The 21681-nt window shown below is 59.7% G+C and carries 22 protein-coding genes and 1 riboswitch; of the genes, 3 read left to right on the top strand and 19 right to left on the bottom strand.

Annotated features, from left to right (window positions below):
- Window positions 1-68: 68 nt before the first annotated feature.
- From rpoB to rplJ, 3 genes are all read right to left on the bottom strand, one after another.
- Window positions 69-4205: a DNA-directed RNA polymerase subunit beta gene (gene rpoB, locus ACR0NJ_RS04500; protein ID WP_170562470.1), complete on the bottom strand. Its 4137-nt coding sequence runs from the start codon at window positions 4203-4205 to the stop codon at window positions 69-71.
- A 293-nt stretch (window positions 4206-4498) separates the two neighbouring features.
- A complete protein-coding gene (gene rplL / locus ACR0NJ_RS04495) occupies window positions 4499-4873 on the bottom strand; it encodes a 50S ribosomal protein L7/L12 (RefSeq protein ID WP_010441182.1) in 375 nt (124 codons plus the stop codon).
- A gap of 79 nt (window positions 4874-4952) precedes the next feature.
- Window positions 4953-5471: a 50S ribosomal protein L10 gene (gene rplJ, locus ACR0NJ_RS04490; RefSeq protein ID WP_480815929.1), complete on the bottom strand. Its 519-nt coding sequence runs from the start codon at window positions 5469-5471 to the stop codon at window positions 4953-4955.
- Between the two features lie 466 nt (window positions 5472-5937).
- Here rplJ and ACR0NJ_RS04485 point away from each other — a divergent pair, with 466 nt between their 5' ends.
- Entirely contained in the window at window positions 5938-6909 is a 972-nt protein-coding gene (locus tag ACR0NJ_RS04485) for a phosphotransferase (protein WP_480815928.1), read from the top strand.
- Between the two features lie 65 nt (window positions 6910-6974).
- Here ACR0NJ_RS04485 and rplA read toward each other — a convergent pair whose 3' ends face one another.
- The 10 genes from rplA to ACR0NJ_RS04435 form a co-directional block, all read right to left on the bottom strand.
- The gene (gene rplA, locus ACR0NJ_RS04480; RefSeq protein ID WP_480815927.1) at window positions 6975-7673 is read right to left on the bottom strand and encodes a 50S ribosomal protein L1; all 699 of its coding nucleotides are present in this window, start codon (window positions 7671-7673) and stop codon (window positions 6975-6977) included.
- A gap of 1 nt (window position 7674) precedes the next feature.
- Window positions 7675-8124, bottom strand: coding sequence for a 50S ribosomal protein L11 (gene rplK / locus ACR0NJ_RS04475; protein WP_113791694.1), 450 nt, complete (start codon window positions 8122-8124; stop codon window positions 7675-7677).
- 266 nt (window positions 8125-8390) lie between these two features.
- On the bottom strand, window positions 8391-9071 hold the full coding sequence (locus ACR0NJ_RS04470; RefSeq protein ID WP_480815926.1) for an energy-coupling factor ABC transporter permease: 681 nt from the start codon (window positions 9069-9071) through the stop codon (window positions 8391-8393).
- 51 nt (window positions 9072-9122) lie between these two features.
- Window positions 9123-9264, bottom strand: a riboswitch (cobalamin riboswitch).
- A 169-nt stretch (window positions 9265-9433) separates the two neighbouring features.
- A complete protein-coding gene (nusG, locus tag ACR0NJ_RS04465) occupies window positions 9434-9967 on the bottom strand; it encodes a transcription termination/antitermination protein NusG (protein ID WP_480815942.1) in 534 nt (177 codons plus the stop codon).
- Window positions 9968-10155: 188 nt separating this feature from the next.
- Window positions 10156-10353 (bottom strand): preprotein translocase subunit SecE, encoded by a 198-nt coding sequence (gene secE, locus ACR0NJ_RS04460; RefSeq protein ID WP_050605011.1) that lies wholly within the window; start codon window positions 10351-10353, stop codon window positions 10156-10158.
- 100 nt (window positions 10354-10453) lie between these two features.
- Entirely contained in the window at window positions 10454-10612 is a 159-nt protein-coding gene (ccoS, locus tag ACR0NJ_RS04455; RefSeq protein ID WP_170417043.1) for a cbb3-type cytochrome oxidase assembly protein CcoS, read from the bottom strand.
- Window positions 10613-10615: 3 nt separating this feature from the next.
- Window positions 10616-12793, bottom strand: coding sequence for a heavy metal translocating P-type ATPase (locus ACR0NJ_RS04450; RefSeq protein WP_480815925.1), 2178 nt, complete (start codon window positions 12791-12793; stop codon window positions 10616-10618).
- A 4-nt stretch (window positions 12794-12797) separates the two neighbouring features.
- Window positions 12798-13256 (bottom strand): FixH family protein, encoded by a 459-nt coding sequence (locus tag ACR0NJ_RS04445; protein ID WP_480815924.1) that lies wholly within the window; start codon window positions 13254-13256, stop codon window positions 12798-12800.
- Window positions 13257-13258: 2 nt separating this feature from the next.
- Complete coding sequence (ccoG, locus tag ACR0NJ_RS04440; RefSeq protein ID WP_480815923.1) at window positions 13259-14686, bottom strand: cytochrome c oxidase accessory protein CcoG; 1428 nt, start codon at window positions 14684-14686, stop codon at window positions 13259-13261.
- Window positions 14687-14788: 102 nt separating this feature from the next.
- Window positions 14789-15661 (bottom strand): LysR family transcriptional regulator, encoded by an 873-nt coding sequence (locus tag ACR0NJ_RS04435; RefSeq protein ID WP_480815922.1) that lies wholly within the window; start codon window positions 15659-15661, stop codon window positions 14789-14791.
- Between the two features lie 100 nt (window positions 15662-15761).
- On the opposite strand from ACR0NJ_RS04435, the gene ACR0NJ_RS04430 reads away from it, so the two are divergent.
- The gene (locus ACR0NJ_RS04430; protein ID WP_480815921.1) at window positions 15762-15920 is read left to right on the top strand and encodes a hypothetical protein; all 159 of its coding nucleotides are present in this window, start codon (window positions 15762-15764) and stop codon (window positions 15918-15920) included.
- Between the two features lie 147 nt (window positions 15921-16067).
- Here ACR0NJ_RS04430 and ccoP read toward each other — a convergent pair whose 3' ends face one another.
- The 4 genes from ccoP to ccoN are packed head-to-tail and all read right to left on the bottom strand — an operon-like array spanning window position 16068 to window position 19503.
- Window positions 16068-16931 carry a cytochrome-c oxidase, cbb3-type subunit III gene (ccoP, locus tag ACR0NJ_RS04425; protein ID WP_480815920.1) on the bottom strand — a complete coding sequence of 288 codons (864 nt, stop codon included), beginning with the start codon at window positions 16929-16931 and terminating at the stop codon, window positions 16068-16070.
- Window positions 16928-17140: a cbb3-type cytochrome c oxidase subunit 3 gene (locus ACR0NJ_RS04420; protein WP_480815919.1), complete on the bottom strand. Its 213-nt coding sequence runs from the start codon at window positions 17138-17140 to the stop codon at window positions 16928-16930. Before ACR0NJ_RS04420 ends, ccoP begins: the two co-directional genes overlap by 4 nt.
- 10 nt (window positions 17141-17150) lie before the next feature.
- Window positions 17151-17879, bottom strand: coding sequence for a cytochrome-c oxidase, cbb3-type subunit II (gene ccoO / locus ACR0NJ_RS04415; protein WP_480815918.1), 729 nt, complete (start codon window positions 17877-17879; stop codon window positions 17151-17153).
- A gap of 16 nt (window positions 17880-17895) precedes the next feature.
- Complete coding sequence (gene ccoN / locus ACR0NJ_RS04410) at window positions 17896-19503, bottom strand: cytochrome-c oxidase, cbb3-type subunit I (protein ID WP_480815917.1); 1608 nt, start codon at window positions 19501-19503, stop codon at window positions 17896-17898.
- Window positions 19504-19699: 196 nt separating this feature from the next.
- Here ccoN and ACR0NJ_RS04405 point away from each other — a divergent pair, with 196 nt between their 5' ends.
- Complete coding sequence (locus ACR0NJ_RS04405) at window positions 19700-20539, top strand: universal stress protein (protein WP_480815916.1); 840 nt, start codon at window positions 19700-19702, stop codon at window positions 20537-20539.
- A gap of 49 nt (window positions 20540-20588) precedes the next feature.
- On the opposite strand, the gene ACR0NJ_RS04400 is transcribed toward ACR0NJ_RS04405, so the two are convergent.
- Together ACR0NJ_RS04400 and fnrL are read right to left on the bottom strand one after the other, a co-directional pair.
- Complete coding sequence (locus ACR0NJ_RS04400; protein WP_480815915.1) at window positions 20589-20843, bottom strand: GlsB/YeaQ/YmgE family stress response membrane protein; 255 nt, start codon at window positions 20841-20843, stop codon at window positions 20589-20591.
- A 73-nt stretch (window positions 20844-20916) separates the two neighbouring features.
- Complete coding sequence (gene fnrL / locus ACR0NJ_RS04395) at window positions 20917-21660, bottom strand: transcriptional regulator FnrL (RefSeq protein ID WP_480815914.1); 744 nt, start codon at window positions 21658-21660, stop codon at window positions 20917-20919.
- Between the last annotated feature and the right edge of the window lie 21 nt (window positions 21661-21681).

Raw genomic sequence — 21681 nt, 5'->3', positions numbered from 1 at the left:
TCTTGCGGAAGGGGGGAGAGGGGAGCGGAAACTTTAAAAGTTTCCGCCCAAGAATTTTTTCAAAATTCTTATTCCTCAACCTCCGCATCCAGGAGTTCCATATTCAGGCCGAGGCCACGGACTTCTTTCACCAGAACGTTGAACGATTCCGGTACGCCCGCTTCAAAGTTATCCTCGCCCTTGACGATCGACTCATAGACCTTGGTCCGGCCCGCGACGTCATCCGATTTCACGGTGAGCATCTCCTGCAGGGTGTAGGCGGCGCCGTAAGCTTCCAAGGCCCAGACTTCCATCTCACCAAAGCGCTGACCACCGAACTGCGCCTTACCACCCAGCGGCTGCTGGGTGACCAGCGAGTACGGGCCAGTCGAACGCGCGTGGATCTTGTCATCCACCAGGTGGTGCAGTTTCAGCAGGTACTTGATGCCTACGGTCACCGGACGGGCGAATTGCTCACCGGTACGACCGTCGAACAGAACCGACTGACCGCTTTCCGAGAAGCCCGCACGCACCAGCGCATCGTTGACGTCAGCTTCTTTGGCACCATCAAAGACCGGGGTAGCGATCGGAACACCGCGGGTCACGTTGCCCGCAGCCTCGATCAGGCCATCCTCGTCCAGACCGGTGATGCCTTCTTCGTAGACATCTTCGCCATAGGCCAGCTTCATCGCTTCGCGTACCGGGGTCAGATCGCCGGAACGGCGGTATTCACCCAGCGCGTCGTCGATGTTCAGACCCAGACCGCGTGCGGCCCAACCCATGTGGGTTTCAAGGATCTGACCAACGTTCATACGCGACGGCACGCCCAACGGGTTCAGACAGAAGTCAACCGGAGTACCATCGGCCAGGAACGGCATGTCTTCCATCGGAACAACCTTGGAGATCACACCCTTGTTCCCGTGACGACCGGCCATCTTGTCACCCGGCTGCAGCTTGCGCTTCACGGCGATGAAGACTTTGACCATCTTCATCACACCCGGCGGCAGGTCGTCGCCACGACGGACCTTCTCAACCTTGTCCTCGAAACGGGCATCCAGAGCACGCTTCTGCACTTCGTACTGCTCGTTCAGAGCTTCGACGATCTGTGCGTCCTGCTCGCCTTCCAGCGCCAGCTGCCACCACTGACCACGGGTCAGGGTTTCCAGCAGGTCCTCGGTGATCACCGACCCTGCCTTGACGCCTTTCGGGCCTTTGACAGCGGTTTTACCCAGGATCAGGCCCTGCAGACGCGCATAGATGTTGCGGTCAAGGATCGCCAGCTCGTCGTCCCGGTCACGGGCCAGACGTTCGACTTCCTCACGCTCGATCTGCAACGCACGCTCGTCTTTCTCGACGCCGTGACGGTTGAAGACGCGAACCTCAACGACCGTACCGTAATCGCCCGGCTTCACGCGTAGCGATGTGTCGCGCACGTCAGATGCTTTTTCACCAAAGATGGCGCGCAGCAGCTTTTCTTCCGGGGTCATCGGGCTTTCGCCCTTCGGAGTGATCTTGCCGACCAGAATATCGCCCGGCTCAACATCCGCGCCGATGTAAACGATGCCCGCCTCGTCGAGGTTGCGCAGCGCTTCTTCACCGACATTCGGGATGTCGCGGGTGATCTCTTCCGGGCCCAGCTTGGTGTCACGGGCGGCGACTTCGAATTCCTCGATATGGACCGAGGTAAAGACGTCATCGCGCGCGATACGTTCCGAGATCAGGATCGAGTCTTCGTAGTTGTAACCGTTCCACGGCATGAACGCGACGACCACGTTCTTACCAAGGGCCAGTTCACCCATATCGGTCGACGGACCATCGGCAATGACCTCGCCCTTCTGGACGGTGTCACCCACCTTGATCAGCGGACGCTGGTTGATGCAGGTGTTCTGGTTCGAACGCTGGAATTTGCGCAGACGATAGATGTCAACGCCGGCATCGCCCAGTTCCAGATCTTCGGTGGCGCGGATAACGATACGCTGGGCATCGACCTGGTCGATGATACCGGCGCGTTTCGCCTGGATCGCAGCGCCCGAGTCGATCGCAACCTTTTCCTCGATCCCGGTGCCAACCAGCGGCGCTTCGGCGCGCAGCAGCGGAACCGCTTGACGTTGCATGTTCGAGCCCATCAGAGCACGGTTGGCGTCGTCATTTTCAAGGAACGGGATCAGCGATGCAGCGACCGAGACCAGCTGCTTCGGCGACACGTCGATCAGGTCCACATTCTCACGCGGGGCAAGGGTGTAGTCACCGGCCTGACGAGTCGAAACCAGATCGTTGATGAACTTGCCATCAGCATCCAAGGTCGCGTTCGCCTGCGCCACGGTGTGACGCATTTCCTCGGTCGCGGACATGTAGTGAACCTCATCGGTCACCTCGGCGTCTTTGACAACGCGATAGGGTGTTTCGATGAAGCCATACTTGTTCACACGGGCAAAGGTGGCCAGCGAGTTGATCAGACCGATGTTCGGACCTTCGGGCGTTTCAATCGGGCACATCCGGCCATAGTGGGTCGGGTGTACGTCGCGCACCTCAAAGCCCGCACGTTCACGCGTCAGACCACCGGGGCCAAGCGCCGAGAGGCGGCGTTTGTGGGTGACTTCCGACAGCGGGTTGGTCTGGTCCATGAACTGCGACAGCTGCGACGAGCCGAAGAATTCTCGAACAGCAGCCGCAGCCGGTTTCGCGTTGATCAGATCCTGAGGCATGACGGTGTCGATTTCGACCGACGACATACGCTCTTTGATCGCGCGCTCCATGCGCAGCAGGCCAACGCGGTACTGGTTTTCCATCAGTTCGCCGACCGAACGCACACGACGGTTGCCGAGGTGGTCGATATCGTCCACGTCGCCTTTGCCGTCACGCAGTTCAACCAGCGCCTTGATGCAGGCCACGATGTCTTCGCGGCGCAGCGTGCGCAGGGTGTCCGGCGCGTCCAGAGCCAGACGCATGTTCATCTTCACGCGACCAACGGCGGACAGGTCATAACGCTCGCTGTCGAAGAACAGCGTGTCGAACAGGGCCGAGGCCGCTTCGACGGTGGGCGGCTCACCCGGACGCATGACGCGGTAGATGTCCATCAGCGCGCTTTCACGGTTCAGGTTCTTGTCCTGAGCCATGGTGTTGCGCATGTAGGGGCCAACATTGACGTTGTCGATGTCCAGAACCGGGATGTCGGTGATGCCCGCATCCATCAGATCCTTGACGGTGCCACCGATCAGGTCGCCGTCTTTGTCATACTCAAGGGTCAGCTCATCACCGGCTTCGACATAGATCGCGCCGTTTTCTTCGTTGATGATGTCCTTGGCGACGTACTTGCCGACAATGTTATCGAAGGGCACCAGCAGGTCGGTGACAGCACCTTCGTCGATCAGCTTTTTAACTGCGCGCGGGGTGACTTTCTTGCCTGCTTCGGCAATCACTTCGCCCGACTTGGCGTCAATCAGATCATAGGTCGGACGGGTGCCGCGCACACGCTCGGGGAAGAAGGGCGTGACCCAGCCTTTCTTCTTGTCCAGCTTATAGGACACGGTGTTGTAATACGCGTCCATGATCGCTTCCTGATCCAGACCCAGCGCATACAGCAGGGTCGTCACAGGCAGTTTGCGGCGACGGTCGATACGGGCGAAGACGATGTCTTTGGCGTCGAACTCGAAGTCCAGCCAGCTGCCGCGATACGGGATGATGCGGCAGGCAAACAGCAGCTTGCCCGAAGAATGGGTCTTGCCCTTGTCGTGGTCAAAGAACACACCGGGCGAGCGGTGCATCTGGCTGACGATCACACGCTCGGTGCCGTTCACGATGAAGGTACCATTCGGCGTCATCAGGGGCATGTCGCCCATGAACACGTCCTGTTCCTTGATGTCTTTGACCGATTTCGCGCCGGTGTCCTCATCGACATCAAACACGATCAGACGCAGAGTGACCTTCAGCGGTGCGCTGTAGGTCATGTCGCGTTGCATGCACTCTTCGACGTCGTATTTGGGTTTTTCCAGATCGTATTTCACGAACTCCAGAACGGAGGTTTCGTTGAAATCCTTGATCGGGAAAACCGACTGGAACACACCTTTGATGCCTTCGCCGTCCGTGGGCTGTTCTGCATCGCCGGAGCGCAGGAAAAGATCATAAGAAGATTTCTGCACCTCAATGAGGTTCGGCATTTCCAAAACTTCGCGGATTTTGCCGTAATATTTACGAAGACGTTTCTGGCCAAGGAACGTTTGAGCCATGTCAGATGTCACCTTTCGATGTTCTCAGCGGGCAAAGACACCGTCGGGCCCCGGCATCTTGCACAATCGAGACAACACGTCCGGATCAATTCGTGGCCACCGTCCCGAAGGCGGCCTCCCGATCCGAAAACCGTGTCTTAGAAAACGCCCCCGGATTGAGGCCCTTTCTAAGACAGGTTCGGCTGGACCCGGATTTCTCCGGACCCAGCCTGAACTTTTGGGCACCAACCGGAGTTCGATACGAACTCCGGACCGCTTTCTTTGAAAGAAAGCGGGTCCCTGAGCAAAAGCGCTTAGGCCAGTTCGACCTCGGCGCCAGCTGCTTCCAGCTTGCCTTTGACTTCTTCGGCTTCGTCTTTCGACACGCCTTCTTTGATCTTGCCGCCAGCTTCGACCAGTTCCTTGGCTTCTTTCAGGCCCAGACCGGTGATGCCGCGAACTTCTTTGATCACGTTGATTTTCGAAGCGCCGGCGTTCTTCAGAACGACGTCGAATTCGGTTTTTTCTTCCTCAGCTGCGCCACCGGCGTCGCCACCGGCTGCGACCATTACGGCGCCACCAGCTGCGGGCTCGATGCCGTATTCGTCTTTGAGGATGGTTTTCAGTTCTTGTGCTTCCAGCAGGGTCAGACCCACGATGCTTTCTGCGAGTGCTTTCAGATCAGCCATTTTATCAGCTCTTTCCGTTTACAGTGTGTGTTCCAACGTCAGGGAGTGTTCCCTACGCAGATCATTCAGTGCCAACCGCTTACGCAGCTTCCGCCTTCTCTTCGATGGTGGAAAGGATGCTTGCGATGTTGCTTGCAGGTGCGCCAATCGCGCCGGCGATGTTCGAAGCAGGTGCGCCAATGCAGCCCACGATCGAAGCAATAAGCTCTTCACGAGACGGCATTTTCGAAACGGCTTCAACGCCTTTGCGGTCCAGAGCGTTCTCGCCCATTGCACCGCCAAGGATTTCGAACTTCTTGTTCTCCTTGGCGAAGTCCTCGGCCACCTTGGCTGCTGCCACGGGATCCTCGGAATAGGTCAGAACGGTCATACCCGTCAGCAGGTCAGCGATGCTTGCACAAGGCTTTCCGTCGAGGGCGATTTTGGCGAGCCTGTTCTTGGCAACACGCACGGCACCACCCGCGTCACGAGCACGTGCGCGAAGGTCCTGCATCTCGGCAACTGTCAGACCGGCGTAGTGCGATACCACTACGACGCCAGAGCTTTCGAAGATTTGGCCGAGTTCCTCGACCACTTTCTCTTTCTGGGCTCTATCCACAGTTCTCTCCAAGTTAGGGGCGATATCTCACCCCGGCTCATATTTGCCGAGGGGTTAACCCCGGCGTTCAGGTCCGTTGTTACGGGATTAGCCAAAATGCGCCCGAGGATCGTGACCCTCAGAATTCTTTGGTCTTACCCGTCTCAGGCAGGGAATTAAGGGGCCGGATGGCACCACCCACCGTCTTGGACGAAACAAAATAAAGCGCACGACGAATCGCACGCTTTATTCCGCAGGTCTTATTAGGGCAGATGGCAGGGGTTTCCAAGGGGTAAAATCACCGGTCGCGCCGATGTTTCTACCCCCGAATTTGAATGTCCTGACACCATAACACGTTCGCCTTGGCGCCAATAGAAAAAATTGCCCTGAACAACCGTATCGGATGCAGCCGCAATTGACTTGGGCATCGTCGTACAGTCCATTCAGGGCCACAGGATCCACAACACAGACACGCGTATTTCCCAAGATGCAGGCCCTGACCAAAGACGAGCACGCCCTGGCCGCGGCCTGCGCGAGAGAATTCGCGCAAAACGGCATCCACGGGGCCGTTCCCGGGTTCGAATGCGTCTACCGGTCTCACGATTTTCCGGAAACCCGCTTCCTGCTGCGGGTGACGACGGAGTCGCAGTACTATGCAATCAAGATCGACACCACATCTGCCGAGACCGGCAGGCTGCAAAAGGAATTCGCGCTTCTGCAGGAGCTGAGCACCTATTTCGAGCGCAACCAGACTTCGCGGGTCATTCGACCTGTTTACCTGTCACAGGACGGGACATTCTTTGCCTCGGAATTCATCGACCGACCGACCGCCGTCGATCTGATCTACAACAGCACCGACGCCGATCAGGTCGCCCAGATCTACCGCCGCGCCGGGGCCTGGCTGCACGATTTCCACAGCTTCCGCCCGCCAACGCAATACGGCTTTCGGCCAAGATGGATGACCGCCAGCTTTCAGGAGCTTGCCGCGTCCCTGCCCCACCCCCTCGCCCGCAAAAGCGAGGTCATGATCAACGTCATGCGGTCCGAGGCGGACCGGCTGAAAGGCCAGCCCGACCTGCGGGTCTTTGCCCATGGCGATTTCCACGGCCTGAACCTGATCGTAGGCCATGGCAAAACCATTGGCCTGGATTTCACCGAAACGCGCGAGAAACTCGCGGCTTATGACATCGTCGACTTCCTGAAGGCGGATATCTTCCTCGATGGCCCGGCCTCCGAGGTCGACCGCAGCGGCATCCTGAAAAGACACAAAGAGATGTTCTTTCGCCGCTATCGCCATCCGATCAACATCGACATTCTGGATTTCTGCATCCGGGGGCGGTTGCTGAAAGACTGGCTGTTTCTCAGCCGCAGCGACTATGCCTGCAGCCCGCAGGAAGACCACCGCCGCGCGCGGCTTGAGCTGAGGCTGCAACAGGCGTTCCGGCAGGCCGCCGACTAGTGCCAAAAATGAAAAACCCGGGCAGTTCGCACCGCCCGGGTCTGTTCTGTCTGACAGCTCAGAGCTTATTCGCCCGAAGCAGCCGCCACATCCAGCGTCACGCCCGGGCCCATGGTCGAGCTCAGCGCGATTTTTTTCATGTAGGTACCCTTGGCACCCGACGGTTTCGCCTTGGCCACGGCCGAGACAAAGGCACGGACGTTTTCAACCAGTTTGGCTTCGTCAAACGACGCTTTGCCAACACCAGCGTGCACAACGCCGCCTTTTTCCGCCTTGAACTGAACTTCGCCGCCCTTGGCTGCTTCCACGGCCGCTTTCACGTCCATGGTCACGGTGCCGACCTTGGGGTTCGGCATCAGGTTGCGGGGGCCCAGAACCTTACCCAGACGGCCAACGATGGGCATCATGTCCGGGGTGGCAATGCAGCGATCGAATTCGATGGTGCCGCCCTGAATGGTTTCCATCAGGTCCTCTGCGCCAACGATATCCGCGCCAGCTTCTTTTGCTTCGTCAGCCTTGGGGCCACGAGCGAACACAGCGACGCGCATCGCTTTGCCGGTGCCGTTGGGCAGGCCGACAACGCCGCGCACCATCTGGTCCGCGTGACGGGTGTCAACGCCCAGGTTCATCGCGATTTCGATGGTCTCGTCGAATTTCGAGGTCGCATTGCCCTTGACCAGAGCAACCGCTTCTTCAACCGACAGGTTTTCCTTGCCGGCGACAGCTTCGCGCGCAGCGCGGGTACGTTTACCGAGTTTTGCCATCTTACTTCACCTCGATGCCCATAGAGCGGGCCGAGCCCAGGATGATCTGCATTGCGCCTTCGACGTCGTTGGCGTTCAGATCTTTCATTTTGGCTTCGGCGATTTCGCGAACCTGCTTGGTGGTCACGGTGGCCACGGTCTCACGACCGGGGTTCTCGGCACCACGGGGGCGGTTCCGCTTGCCAACCGGCTTCAGGCCAGCTGCTTTTTTCAGGTAATAAGACGCGGGCGGCGTCTTGATGTCCATGGTGAAGGACTTGTCCTGATAATAGGTGATCACGGTCGGGCAAGGGGCACCCTGCTCCATATCTGCGGTCTTGGCGTTGAACGCCTTGCAGAATTCCATGATATTGATGCCGCGCTGACCCAGAGCGGGGCCAACTGGAGGCGACGGGTTCGCCTGACCTGCAGGAACCTGCAGTTTCATTGTACCAGCAAGCTTCTTGGCCATTTGGTTTTCCTTTCAACTCGGGCGAAACGCGTTTCGCCCAGACTATGTTGCGTGGTCCGGCCCGGGATCGCGATCCCGGCAACCTCCCACGAGAGAATCTCGCCCGAAGACGATAGAGGCGGCGTTTATAGGGGAATGTGGGGGTTGGCAAGGGGGCGGCTTGCAGTTTCGAAAGCTGAGTTATGCCCACTCCTGACAGCTTGTGTCACAAAACCGTCCAGATGGGTCTGCGGCGCGGCGGGCACCACAGACCGTTGGTTTCGCGCTTATGCTGCCGCGTTGTGCAAACGGTGCGTAAAGATGCCCCGGTCGGTCAAGGTCCGCAGGCCTTTCGCGCCAGCCAGAACGGCCAGGTCGGCCAGCGGCTCGATCAGGATCACCAGCAAGTACGCCATGCCAAAGCTTGTCACCGCCGAGATGTTCTCGGCCCCAACGCCTTGCCCGTAGATTGCCCAGAAGGCTACCCAGGCAACCACGCCACCCTGATACACAGCGGACAGTTTCAGCACGTCCGAATAGCGCAAATCGACATAGCTGATGGTTTGCGGGATGATTTTTCTGGCCAGCGCGTCCACTGCAAAAAGCGGAAAAAGCAGGGTCGAGATGTTGACGAAGTACATTGGTACATCAGACGGTGCAAACAAGAAACCCTGAATTGCCAGACCGCCCGCTAGACCAAGGGCTGCCGGACCGGCCCCGAGCAGCAGAAACAGGGTTGTACCAAGTATGAAATGCACCTCTGAGATGCCGACAGCAAAGTGCGGAAAGACTTCGAAGAAGATAAAAACGCCGATAGCGGCCACAACCGAGCGCACGCAAAATGACGCTATGGAATGAGTTTTCAAATCATCGCCAATCAACTTCAAAGAATAGCCAGCAGCGGCTGCAGCCGTACCATAGGCGAGGACCATTTTCGCGCCGTCGACGACGCCAGGTTCGATGTGCATTATAGAGTTCCTTTCGCGTCCACCCGACGCATATAGAAGGGCCGGATTTCCGGCGGTTGCATTAAGATGGCAGGTATCCTGACTCGTAGCTCTGATAGTTCGGCTACTTACAGTTGCGGGGGCAGTCCGGGCATCTCACCCGGTTCCCAATTAAGACCTCCTCTCGAAGGCCACCATCAACGCGACACTACATGACCGCAGGCTGCGGGCAAGCTCTGTCTGCGACATGTAAGCGTACGCCCGCGAATCTTAAAAAACATTTGGCGTGAACGTCTCGGGCAACGTAATTCCGTAACGCTGCCGACAAAAAAAGCCGCGATGCCCTAAACATCGCGGCCGAAAGCAATTCCTTGCGGGGCGCCTCAGCCCTGCTTCGTAACCTGCGTAAAGTCCAGTTCCACCGGCGTCTCGCGGCCAAAGATCGAAACCGAGACTTTCAGCTTCTGCGCCTCGTCGTCCACGCCTTCGACCATGCCGTCGAAATCCTCGAACGGGCCGTCGTTGACCTTGACCTTTTCGCCCACCTCGAAGGTGATCATCAGCTTGGGCGCTTCTTCGCCTTCCTGAACGCGGTTCAGGATCTGGTTCACCTCGGCATCGCGCATCGGCATCGGGCGACCCTGCGGGCCCAGGAAACCGGTGACGCGGTTGATCGAGTTGATCAGGTGGTAGCCCTGATCCGACATTTCCATATGCACCAGCACATAGCCCGGCATAAAGCGGCGCTCGGTGGTGACCTTCTTGCCCCGGCGCACTTCGATCACCTCTTCGGTGGGCACCAGAACCTCGTCGATATCGTCCTCAAGGCCCTGCTCGGCCACCGACGTGCGGATCTGCTCTGCGATCTTCTTTTCGAAATTCGAAAGAACGCTGACCGAGTACCACCGTTTCGCCATGAACCTGTCGTCCTTGTTTGCCTTCGGTCGCATCCTGTTGGCCGGATGCACCGGTATTGAAATCCTATCGCGTGACCCGGAATAAAAAGCGGCGCGCGGTCCGAATCGCCGCACGCCCATTCCGAATAGTCCCGCGTCACCTACTAGCACATTGCGCGGGGCGCAAGGGGGCAGTGGTGTTTGGGCGCTTAGCTGAATGCGCCCAGAATAAGCTGCAGACCGCCGCGAATGCCCAGATCGACCAGAGCGAAGAACACAGCCGTCAGCGCGGCCATGATGAACACCATAACCGTGGTCAACAGCACCTCGCGCCGGGTCGGCCAGACGACCTTGGAAACTTCGGCACGGACCTGCTGAATGAACTGGATCGGGTTGGTGGTAGCCATTTGGCGTATTCTCTCTGCTAGCGGATGGGCCGGACATAACCGGGCATTGCGGCAATTTCAAGGGCAGTCGGGACAACTGTGAAGTTCGGGCATGGCCCGGTTACGGCTTGGGCTTGTCGTCCCATTCATCGCTCAGAATCCGGCGGGCATCGCCCTCGGGGTCTTCGTACTGGTTCGAGCGCACTGTGTAGATGAACGCAACCAGTCCAACACCGCCCAGAAACAGGGAAATCGGGATCAGGTAGGCCAGCACTTCCATCGTTCACCTCAGCCGCAATGCGTTCAGGGATACGGTAATAGACGAGGTCGACATCGCCAATGCGGCAATCAGCGGGGTCGCCAGCCCGATCACCGCCAAAGGCACGGCGATCACGTTATAGACGGTGGCAATCTGAAAGTTCTCGCGAATCCGTTTGGTAGCTTTGACTGCCGTATCGCAGGCCTCCGCAATCGGGGACAGATCATTGCCCAGCAGCACAATGTCCGAGGCCACCCGCGCCGCATCCAGCGCCGAGGCCGGAGAGATCGACACATGCGCCGCCGCCAGCGCCGCCGTGTCGTTCAGGCCATCGCCGACCATCAGAACGCGGTGGCCCTGATCGGTAAGGTTTTGGATATGCCCGGCCTTGTCCTGCGGCAACGCCTCGGCAATCCAGTTGGTGATGCCCAACTTGTCGGCCAGCGCCTCGACGGCTCCGCGTGTGTCACCTGAGATCAGGATCACCTGCTTGCCGGACTTGGCAAATGCGGCGACCGCCTCAGCCGCGCCGGGGCGCAGGGCGTCGGTGAATTTGAAGGCGACAGGCGCGTTTTGCCCCACGGCTAGCCAGGCAGAGGTTTCAGCCCCCTGCTCACCACCCACCCAAGCCGCGCGGCCCAGACGTACGCGTTGACCGCGATAGGTGCCTTCGGTACCATATCCCGGCACTTCGGCAATATCGCGCAGGTTGGCTGGTTTGATCCCGGCGGCCCGCGCGGCAGAGGCCAGCGAGACCGACAGCGGGTGCGCAGAGGCCTCGGCCAAGGCCAGCGCGATTTCCAGATCGGCGCGGGAATGGTCGCTCAGGTTGGTCAATTCCGGCGTGCCCGAGGTCAGCGTACCGGTCTTGTCGAACACGACCGTGTCCACCTCGGCCAGACGTTCAAGCGCGGTGGCGTGTTTGATCAGCATCCCCTTGCGGAACAACCGGCCCGAGGCCGCTGTGGTCACCGCTGGCACGGCCAGACCCAGCGCGCAGGGGCAGGTGATGATCAGCACCGCCGCCGCGATGTTCAGGGCCGTCCTCAGATCACCGGAATAGATGTACCAGCCCACAAAGCTGAGCGCTGACAGGATATGCACGCCGGGCGCGTAAAGCTTGGCGGCCTTGTCGGCCAGCGAGGTATAGCGCGAGCGCCCGGATTCCGCGATCGCCACCAGATCGGCCATGCGGTGCAGCGAGGTATCTTCACCCACCGCCGTGGCGCGAATGGTCAGGGGGCCGGTCAGGTTCACCTCACCGGCGCTGACCGCCTGACCGGTTTCAACGAAGACCGGCAGGGTTTCCCCGGTCAGCAGCGACCGGTCCAGTTCGGATTGGCCTTGGACCACTTCACCATCCACAGGCATCCGCCCGCCGGGGCGCACAAGGATCAGGTCGCCGACAGACAGCGCCGACACCGCGACCTCTTCTTCATGGCCTTGAGTGACGCGAATGGCGCGGGGCACTTCCAATGCGGTCAGTTCCTCAGCCGCGGATCGGGCCGCAGCGCGGGTGCGGTAGTCCAGATAACGGCCCGCCAACAGGAAGAAGGTCAGGGTCAGGGCGGCGTCGAAATAGGCATGCTCGCCGCTCAGCGCGGTTTCCCACAGCGAGGTGGCCAGCGCCAGAAGGATCGCCAGCACAATCGGCACGTCCATGTTCAGACGGCGAACGCGCAGGGCACTCCAGGCGTTGGCGAAAAAGGGCTGGGCAGAAAACGCAATCGCCGGCAAGGCGATGGCTGCAGAGATCCAGTGGAACATGTCCCGCGTCGCATCCGACGCGCCGGACCAGACCGACACCGACAGCAGCATCACATTCATCGAGGCGAATCCGGCCACAGCCAGCCGCATTAGCAGATCGCGCCCCGCCTTGTCGGCGCTGGTGGCGGACAGGGCACCGGGGTCAAGCTCGTGCGCCTCAAAGCCTGCGCGTTCCAGAACCGGGATCAGGTCAGCGGCGCGCGTCTCGGGCGCGGCTTTGATCATGGCGCGTTTCAGGGTCAGGTTGACCCGCGCATCTTCGACACCGGGATGGGCGTTCAACTCGCGCTCGACAGTCGCGATACAGGCCGAGCAATGGATTCCCGGTAAAGACAGCGCAATCTGGACGTCCTGCGGGATAGGCCGCGCCGGTTCCGCCGGGGCCGCGATGCACCCCGGACAGGCCGCCGTGCCAGATGAAATCCGCGCCGTCACACCCCTAGCCTTTCACAAACAGGGGCACGCGCTGCGCAAATTCGGCCCCTTCGCTGTCGCGGGCCACAAGGCGGATGTTCCAGTTGCCCTTGCCCAGCGTGGCGGGTGTCGCATAAGCGGTGCCGTCAAAGGTGAAATCGGGCGAGAAATCCTCGCGCACATGGGTTGCACGGCCCACCACGGCCTGCAGGTCAGCGACCCGAACCGGGTCGCCGCTGGCATCGGTGATGTGCAGGATCAGCAACCCGCCTTTGGATTCGGCGCGCACCTCCCACCCCAGGGCCTGATGTTCCTGCAGGCGTTCATTGAACTCCTGACTGGCGACATACGAGTTCTTGACCTCCAGCCCCGGAAAGGTTTTGACCGCGCTGTAAGCCAACACCAGATTCACCGCGATGATCACGCCGAAAGCGCCCACAAACACCGCCAAGGCGTGTTTTCCCGTGAATTTACGTTCCGCCATAATCAGTTCCCCCGCCCGTTGAACGTGGTGTCCTTCGACGCGCGCTCACCACTGCTGAGGTCCTCGACCCAGATTCGTACCGGGGTCGTATCCGCCCCGGCAGGTACCGTGTCTCCGGAGGCCACGATGTAAACGCGGGTCAATTGTGCCGTATCTGCGGTGACATTCACAGTATCAATATCGGTGCCCTCAATCTCGATCCGCAGCGCCGGATCACCGGCCAGAGACAGTTTGAACAGCCGGTCTTCACCATGTTTGTTGCGCAGACGCACATCGTAAGTGTTGCGGATCGTACCATCCGACAGGGTCACGAAAGTCGGGTTGCGCACCGGCGCGACCGTCAGATCAATATCCGAGCGGATGAACAGGGCAAACAACAGGGCAATTCCCACCAGCGACCACAGGGCCGTGTACATGATCGTGCGCGGACGCAGGATATGCGTCCACACGTTTTTGGGCGATTTGCCCGCGCGTTCGTTGGCCTCATCGCTGAGCGCCATATAGTCGATCAGGCCGCGGGGCTTGCCGATCTTGGCCATCATGTCATCGCAGGCGTCGATACACAGGGCACAAGTGATGCATTCCAGTTGTTGGCCATCCCGAATGTCGATCCCCACGGGACAGACATTCACACAGGCCATACAGTCGATGCAGTCCCCAAGCTCGGAATCAGCCGTGCGCTTGCCCTTGCCGCGCGGTTCCCCCCGCCACTCGCGATAGCCGACGACCAGAGTGTCCTCGTCCATCATCGCCGCCTGAATGCGGGGCCAAGGGCAGGCATAGATGCAGATCTGCTCGCGGGCGAAGCCGCCGAAAAGGAACGTTGTGCCCGTCAGGATCAGCATCGTGGTATAAGCCACCGGATGCGCGTTGCCTGTCACCAGATCGCGCGCCAGCGTGGGCGCGTCGGCAAAGTAAAATACCCAGGCCCCGCCGGTGGCGAGGCCGATCAGAAACCAGGCGGTCCATTTGGTGACGCGTAGCCGGGCTTTGCGGAAGTCCAGTTTCTTTTGCCGGTGCAGCCGCAGACGGGCGTTTCTGTCGCCTTCGATCCAGCGCTCGACCAGAATGAACAGATCGGTCCAGACGGTCTGCGGGCAGGCATAGCCACACCACACCCGGCCCAAAGCCGAGGTGAAGAGGAACAGCCCCAGACCGGCCATGATCAGAAGACCGGCGACAAAGTAGAACTCGTGCGGCCAGATTTCGATCCAGAGAAAGTAGAACCGACGGTTTGCCATATCCAGCAGCACCGCCTGATCCGGCAGGCTGGGGCCGCGATCCCATCTGAACCACGGGGTTACGTAGTAGATGCCCAGCGTCACCACGAGGATGATCCATTTCAGGTTACGAAACGGGCCTGATACGCGCCTGGGGAAGATCGGTTCGCGGGCGGCATATAAGCTGGGGGCGGGGTCGGAATCGCTCACTGGCTGGCTCCAATACAGGGTCTTCTGAAAGCGAGTTGTTCCAGATCACGCCCGTTCGAACTTTGACATGGGTCAAAACGCGCATCGAGCAAACATCTTTTGTCAATCGCGCGCCAATTGCCTGAGCCATCCGACAAAGGCTTTAACCGCCGGTCTGAGCGGAGTTTTAGCGGTTACAATATGATAGCCGCGTGTATCGGGCTCGGCATACAGCTCGACAATGCGCCCGGCTTTGATATCCGCCTCGACGAAATGTCGCACGGTGACGGTGACGCCCTGCCCCGCCCGCAACCCGTCCAGCACCAAATTGCCCGGCAATTCCGTGCGCCCTGCCCCGCGCGCAGGCCCCGCGTCATGTTGGGCCAGCCAGGTGGTACCCTCAGTGGTGCCGATCTCTTCTAGCCAGGGCAATTGGGCCAGTTCGGCTGGCGTCCATGTGGTTTTGCCGCCCAGCAGCTGCGGGGCCGCGACGATCACCATGGGCGTTTGCAACAGCATATCGGCCTCAACCCCGGGCCAGCCGCCCGCGCCATACCGGATCGCGACATCGACGCCGCCGGGGCGCAACTCAACCATGTCCGGTGACGGGTCCAGCACCAGATCGATGTCCGGGTGCGCTGCCCGGAACATCGGCAGGCGTGGCATCAGCCACGAGGCCGCAAAGGACGGTGTCAGGGATACGTGCACCGGCCGCTCGGTCCCCGAGCGCGCGATGTCCCGAACTGCCGTGTCGATCGCGCCAAACCCCAGATGCAGGGCGCGGGCCAGATGTTCGCCATCCGCCGTCATGGTCAGGGCCTTGCCCGACCGATCCAGAAGCGCCACGCCAAGGTGCTTTTCCAGCGCCCGCAATTGCTGGCTGATCGCAGCGTGACTGACATTCAGCGCCGCGCCCGCCTCGACCACATTGCGGTGTTCGGCAAAGGCTGCAAACGCCCGGAGGGATGCCAAGGGGGGCAGTGCCAGCCAATTCATATGTAACCTCAGATTACATGACGGAATTCCAATTGAGTCGCATTCACCGCCGCAAAGGTCAATCCTGATGTCAGTGATTTCAGCGTATTGGAGACTGACGATGCTGAACGTTTTTGCACGATCCTTCATGACCGCAACCCGGATCGACGCCCCGCACATCCGGGACATGCCCAAGGCAAAACCCCGCAAGGCCCGCTGGTTGCCCGAAAGCCATTGGTGGAGACAGCCGCGCCGCGATGTCGATCTGAACAATCTGTGAAGCGTCGCAAACCGGTTCTGGACCGATCGGTGCCGGAACTCTAGTTTGGCAAAATCAGCACCGGCTGTTCAGGAAACGCGCGAACAGATGGAACAGCCGGTGCCTGGGCCTTCGGGCGGCGAACCGCCCGGAGGTTTTCTTTGACCCTTACTGACCGCCACCCAACTGGTGGACATAGGCCGTGACAGCACGGATCTGTGCGTCGGTCAGACGGTTTTCCCATGCGGGCATCACGCCAAAGCGGCTGTAGGTGATGGTCTCGGTCAGCGTCTCTTCGCTGCCACCGTAAAGCCAGATCGCGTCGGTCAGGTTCGGTGCGCCCTGGGCCAGATCACCCTTGCCATCTTCGCCGTGACAGGCCGCACAGTTGTCTTCGAACACGACCTTGCCCGCCTGGGCTGCCGCATCGTCAGTCTGCGCATTAGTCAGCGACATGACATACTGAACCACTTGCGTGATCTCATCATGCTCAAGGATTTCGCCGAAAGCCGGCATTTCGGAATAGCGCGCGTCGTCGCTTTCTTCGTTCCGAATACCGTGGGCAATTGTATATTCGATATCCTCAAGCGAACCGCCCCACAGCCATGCATCGTCCAGCAGGTTGGGGAAGCCCGGCGCACCCTGCGCGCCGGACCCATGGCACTGCGCACACCAGGTACGGAACACGGCGCTGCCTGCGTTCACTGCGTATTGCTGTAGATCGGCATCGGCAGAGACTTCCTCCAACGGAGTTTCCACCAGCTTGGCATTCCAGGGCGCGTTGGCTTCTTCGAAGGCCACCAGTTCCTGTTGCACTTCCCCACGCGAGGACCATCCGGTCACACCCGCCGTTGCGGATTGAACCAGCGGCCACGCAGGATACATGATCGTATAGATCACGCCCCAGAAGATCGTGACGTAGAAGGTCCATAGCCACCAGCGCGGCATCGGGTTGTCGAACTCTTCCAGACCGTCCCAGCTGTGTCCGGTTGTCTCAGGATCGCCCGGCAGTTTTTCAGGTGTATTGCTCATTGCCGCGCCTCCTTGGATGTGGCGGGTTTGTCGTCGCCCCCGAGGGGCGCTGGGGCATCAACGTGCCGAAACGGGATGTTGGCGGTGTCCTTGTATTCCTTGCTGGCACCGGGGCGGAACACCCAGATCACGATACCAACGAAGAAGGCAAAGAGCAGAAGCAGCATCCAGCTATCCGCGAACTGCCTTAGGAGTGTATATTCTTCCATCACACCCTCCTTAGCGGCTTGCGTCCGGGGTGAAGGTCGAGAAATCGACCAGCGTGCCCAGCATCTGCAGATAGGCGATCAGCGCGTCAGCTTCGGTCAGATCAGACTGACCATCGAAGTTGCGTATGTTGACCTTGTCGCCATAGCGTTCCAACAGCCCGTCATAGTCGCTGTCCGGATCGGCCTGCGCCCGGAAGTCGGCTTCGGCATTGGCCAGCATCTCTTCGGTATAGGGCGTGCCCACAACCGCGTTTGCCGCCATGATGTCGCCGATATACTTGCCGTCCAGCTTGCGGTGTTCGAGGAAGCCATATTTAGGCATCACCGATTCAGGCACCACGGATTGAGCATCGCGCAGGTGGCGCACATGCCAGTCATCCGAATAGCGGCCACCGACACGGGCCAGATCAGGCCCCGTGCGTTTGGACCCCCACTGGAACGGGTGATCATACATCGATTCAGCCGCCAGCGAGTAGTGGCCGTACCGTTCGACCTCATCCCGCATCGGGCGGATCATCTGACTGTGGCAGACATAGCAGCCTTCGCGCAGATAGATCTCACGGCCCGCCATCTCCAAGGGGGTGTAGGGGCGCATCCCCTCCACCTTTTCGATGGTGTTCTCAAGATAGAACAGCGGGGTGATCTGAACCAGGCCACCGATGGTCACGACCAGAAAGCTGAAGATCAGCAGGAGGGTCGCGTTGGTCTCGAGGATCTTATGTTTGTCGAGAATTGCCATTGCTCCGGCCCTCCCTCTATTCAGCCGGGACCGCGACGGACAGGCTGGCCTCTTTGGCCGGTGCCTTCCGCACAGTCATCCACAGGTTGTAGCACATGATCACCGAGCCTGCGACGAACAGGACACCGCCCAGCGCACGTACCACGTACATCGGGAACTTGGCGGCCACGGTGTCGGCGAACGAGTTCACCAGGAAGCCATTGGCATCCACTTCGCGCCACATCAGGCCCTCCATGATACCGGTGACCCACATCGACGCCGCGTAGAGCACGATGCCGATGGTGGCGAGCCAGAAGTGCCAGCTGACCAGCTGCAGCGAATACAGGCGTTCCCGCTTCCACAGGACCGGCACCAGGAAGTACAGCGCACCAAAGGTGATCATGCCGTTCCAGCCCAGCGCGCCCGAGTGCACGTGGCCAATGGTCCAGTCGGTGTAGTGGCTCAGCGAGTTCACCGCGCGGATCGACATCATCGGACCTTCGAAGGTGGACATGCCGTAGAAGCCGACCGAGATCACCATCATCCGGATCACCGGGTCAGTGCGCAGCTTGTCCCATGCGCCCGACAGGGTCATCAGACCGTTGATCATACCACCCCAGGACGGCATCCACAGAATGACCGAGAACACCATGCCCAGCGTCGAGGCCCAATCAGGCAGCGCGGTATAGTGCAGGTGGTGCGGACCGGCCCAGATATACAGGAAGATCAGCGCCCAGAAGTGGATGATCGACAGCTTGTAGCTGAAAACCGGACGTTCCGCCTGTTTCGGGATGAAGTAGTACATCATGCCCAGGAAGCCCGCGGTCAGGAAGAAGCCCACAGCGTTGTGGCCGTACCACCACTGGATCATGGCGTCTTGCACGCCCGACCAGACGATTACTGATTTCGAACCCCAGATGCTGACCGGGATGGTCATGTTGTTGACCAGGTGCAGCATGGCGACGGTGACGATAAAGGCCAGATAGAACCAGTTTGCCACGTAGATGTGGGGTTCTTTCCGCTTGATGATCGTGCCCAGATAGACGGCTAGGTAAGCTACCCAGACAACGGTCAACCAAAGGTCAACATACCATTCCGGCTCGGCGTATTCCTTGGACTGCGTTCCGCCCAGAATGTAACCGGTTGCTGCCAGCACGATGAACAACTGATAGCCCCAGAACACGAACCATGCGAGGTTTCCACCCCACAGGCGCGCCGCACTGGTGCGCTGAACAACGTAGAACGATGTCGCGATCAAGGCGTTGCCCCCAAAGGCAAAAATCACCGCCGAGGTGTGTAGCGGACGCAAACGCCCGAAATTCATGTACCCCTGTGCCCATTCGAAGTTCAGCACCGGAAAGGCCAACTGGAACGCAATGAAGGTTCCCGCCAGGAACCCGACCACACCCCAAAAGGCGGTTGCGATCACGCCATACCGGATCACGCTATCCATATACTCGCCAGAGCGATCAACAAGGATATCTGGCTCATCTGTGTTTCGCAGCGTCCAGATGAACAAACCACCGGCGATAAGCATCACCAGCAGAGCATGCACCTGATACGCCAAATCGCGTGCATAATTGGTCCCGATCGCTGCGAACAGCACAACGAGACCAAGCACGATCAGCTTGATATAATTCGACATATTGCGTCCCTTTGCCGTGCTCCGCGCAATTTCAATGTCGCGCGAAACCTTTTTGCCTGTGTGCTGTAATGAAGAAGAGCACGGAACCCTGCTTTGATCTGAGTCAAGACGACAATCCGTTTTCTATGACACGCATAGAATGAAGACAGAGGCCAAACGGACATCGCGAACCAGAGGCCCGAACCACGAGGTCGAAATGGCGTACAAATCTCTTCTCTCGATCATGACCGAAAGTCAGGGCACCCAGGCGGCGCTTGGCCAGATGGCGGCGCTGGCTAACGCGCAGGATGCCCATGCCGAGGTGCTGTGCCTGGGCGTCGACCGAAGCCAGACCGGCTATTATTATGCCGGGGCCAATGCCCTGATCCTTCAGGAAACGCTGAGCCGGGCCAATGCCGAAGCGGATGAGCTTTTGGGCTTTGCCAAGGACTATCTGGGCAAGACCGGCATCCGCTGGTCGGCCGAAAACGGGGTAGCTCAGATCGCGGATCTTGGCCGCCATGTTGCCCATCGCGCACGGTTCTCGGATCTGGTGATCCTGCCGCATCCCTATGGCGAGGATCGCGGGGCCGAGGCCGAACCCATCCTCGAGGCCGCCATGTTCGAAGGTCACGCGCCGGTACTGGTTGTTCCCAACGACAGCCGACCGTTTTCGGTGCCGCAAAATGTCATCGTTGCCTGGAACGAGAGCGTCGAGGCCATGCGGGCCGTGCGCCGCGCCCTTCCGTTCCTGCAACAGGCCGATCTGGTGCGTATCGTGGTGATCGACCCGCCGCGCCACGGCCCTGACCGCTCGGACCCCGGCGGGATGCTGTCGCAGATGCTGGCCCGGCACGGGGTGAAATGCGAGATTGATGTTCTCAGCAAGACCATGAGCCGCGTTTCGGACATTCTGAACCGTCACGCCACTGACACGGAATCGGACCTGATCGTGATGGGGGCCTATGGGCACTCGCGCTTTCGCGAAGCCATACTGGGCGGCGCGACCCGCAATATGCTGGAACAATCCGCAGTTCCGGTTTTCCTGACCCACTGATCGGTCAGGTACGACGGAAAAGCCGCCCCGCTCGGGCGGCTTTTTGCACTCAGCCTTTTCGGATCAATCCGATCACGAACAACAGGATGATCGCCCCAACAGTTGCGAAGAAGATCGAGGACAACAAACCGCCGCCCACTGCAAACCCGAGGGCCGGGAATATCAGCCCGGCCAGAAATGCTCCGACAATGCCGACGATGATATTGCCAAACAGGCCAAAACCACGGCCTTCCATGATCTTGCCCGACAGCCAACCGGCAATCGCGCCGATAAACAACATCGCCAAAAGGCTACTGAATTCCATGGCTTGCTCCTGCAGCTCGGTGTCTCAGTAACAGTAGATCACGATTGCAGCTTGGGGTCACGCAGGAAGGTGATCAGACCAGGAAACCACCATCCGAGTCGTCGCCTGCCTCTTCCATCAGCCGTCGCATATCCGGGATCGTGACGTGGCGCTTGCCCTCAAGTGCGATCACGCCTTCTTTCTTCAGGGCCGAAATCTGACGGCTGACGGTTTCCAGCGTCAGGCCTAGGTAATCCGCCATCGCCTCGCGCGTCAGCGGCAGGTCGAACACGATAGGGCCGGACAGGCCTTTCTGCCCGATCGTGGCATCCCGGCGCGCGATAATGGACAACAGGCTGGCAATCTTCTCGCGCGCGGTCTTGCGACCCAGCACCAGCATCCATTCCCGCGCTGCGTCCAGTTCGTCCAGCGTCATCTGCAACAAACGGTGCGCGATGTGGGGGGTCGAGCTCATCATCTCTTCGAACGGCTTCTTGCGGAAGCAGCACATCACCACGTCAGTGGTTGCCTGCACGTCATAGGGGGCCGATTCGCGCCCGGGGCGACCGACAAAGTCGCTGGGCAGCAGCAGGCCCACCATCTGGGTCCGTCCGTCCTCCATCGTCTGGGTCAGTGACGCGATGCCGGAAACGACCGAGCCCACAAAGTTCATCTGATCGCCTGACCAGATGATCGTCTGTCCCGCCTCGAAGCTGCGATAATACTTAATCTCTTCAAGGACTTCGAGCTCATCCGCATCACAACGGGCACAGACCGCCCGATGGCGTATCGGACAGTCTTCGCAGTTGGAATGATCGAAATGTGCTTTAACAATCATGCGCGTTTCCACTTGATCTCT

It is taken from the genome of Ruegeria sp. F11 (assembly GCF_056533855.1).
The sequence above is the reverse complement of the archived record's forward strand: the minus strand, read 5'-3'. Positions and strand labels throughout refer to the sequence as shown.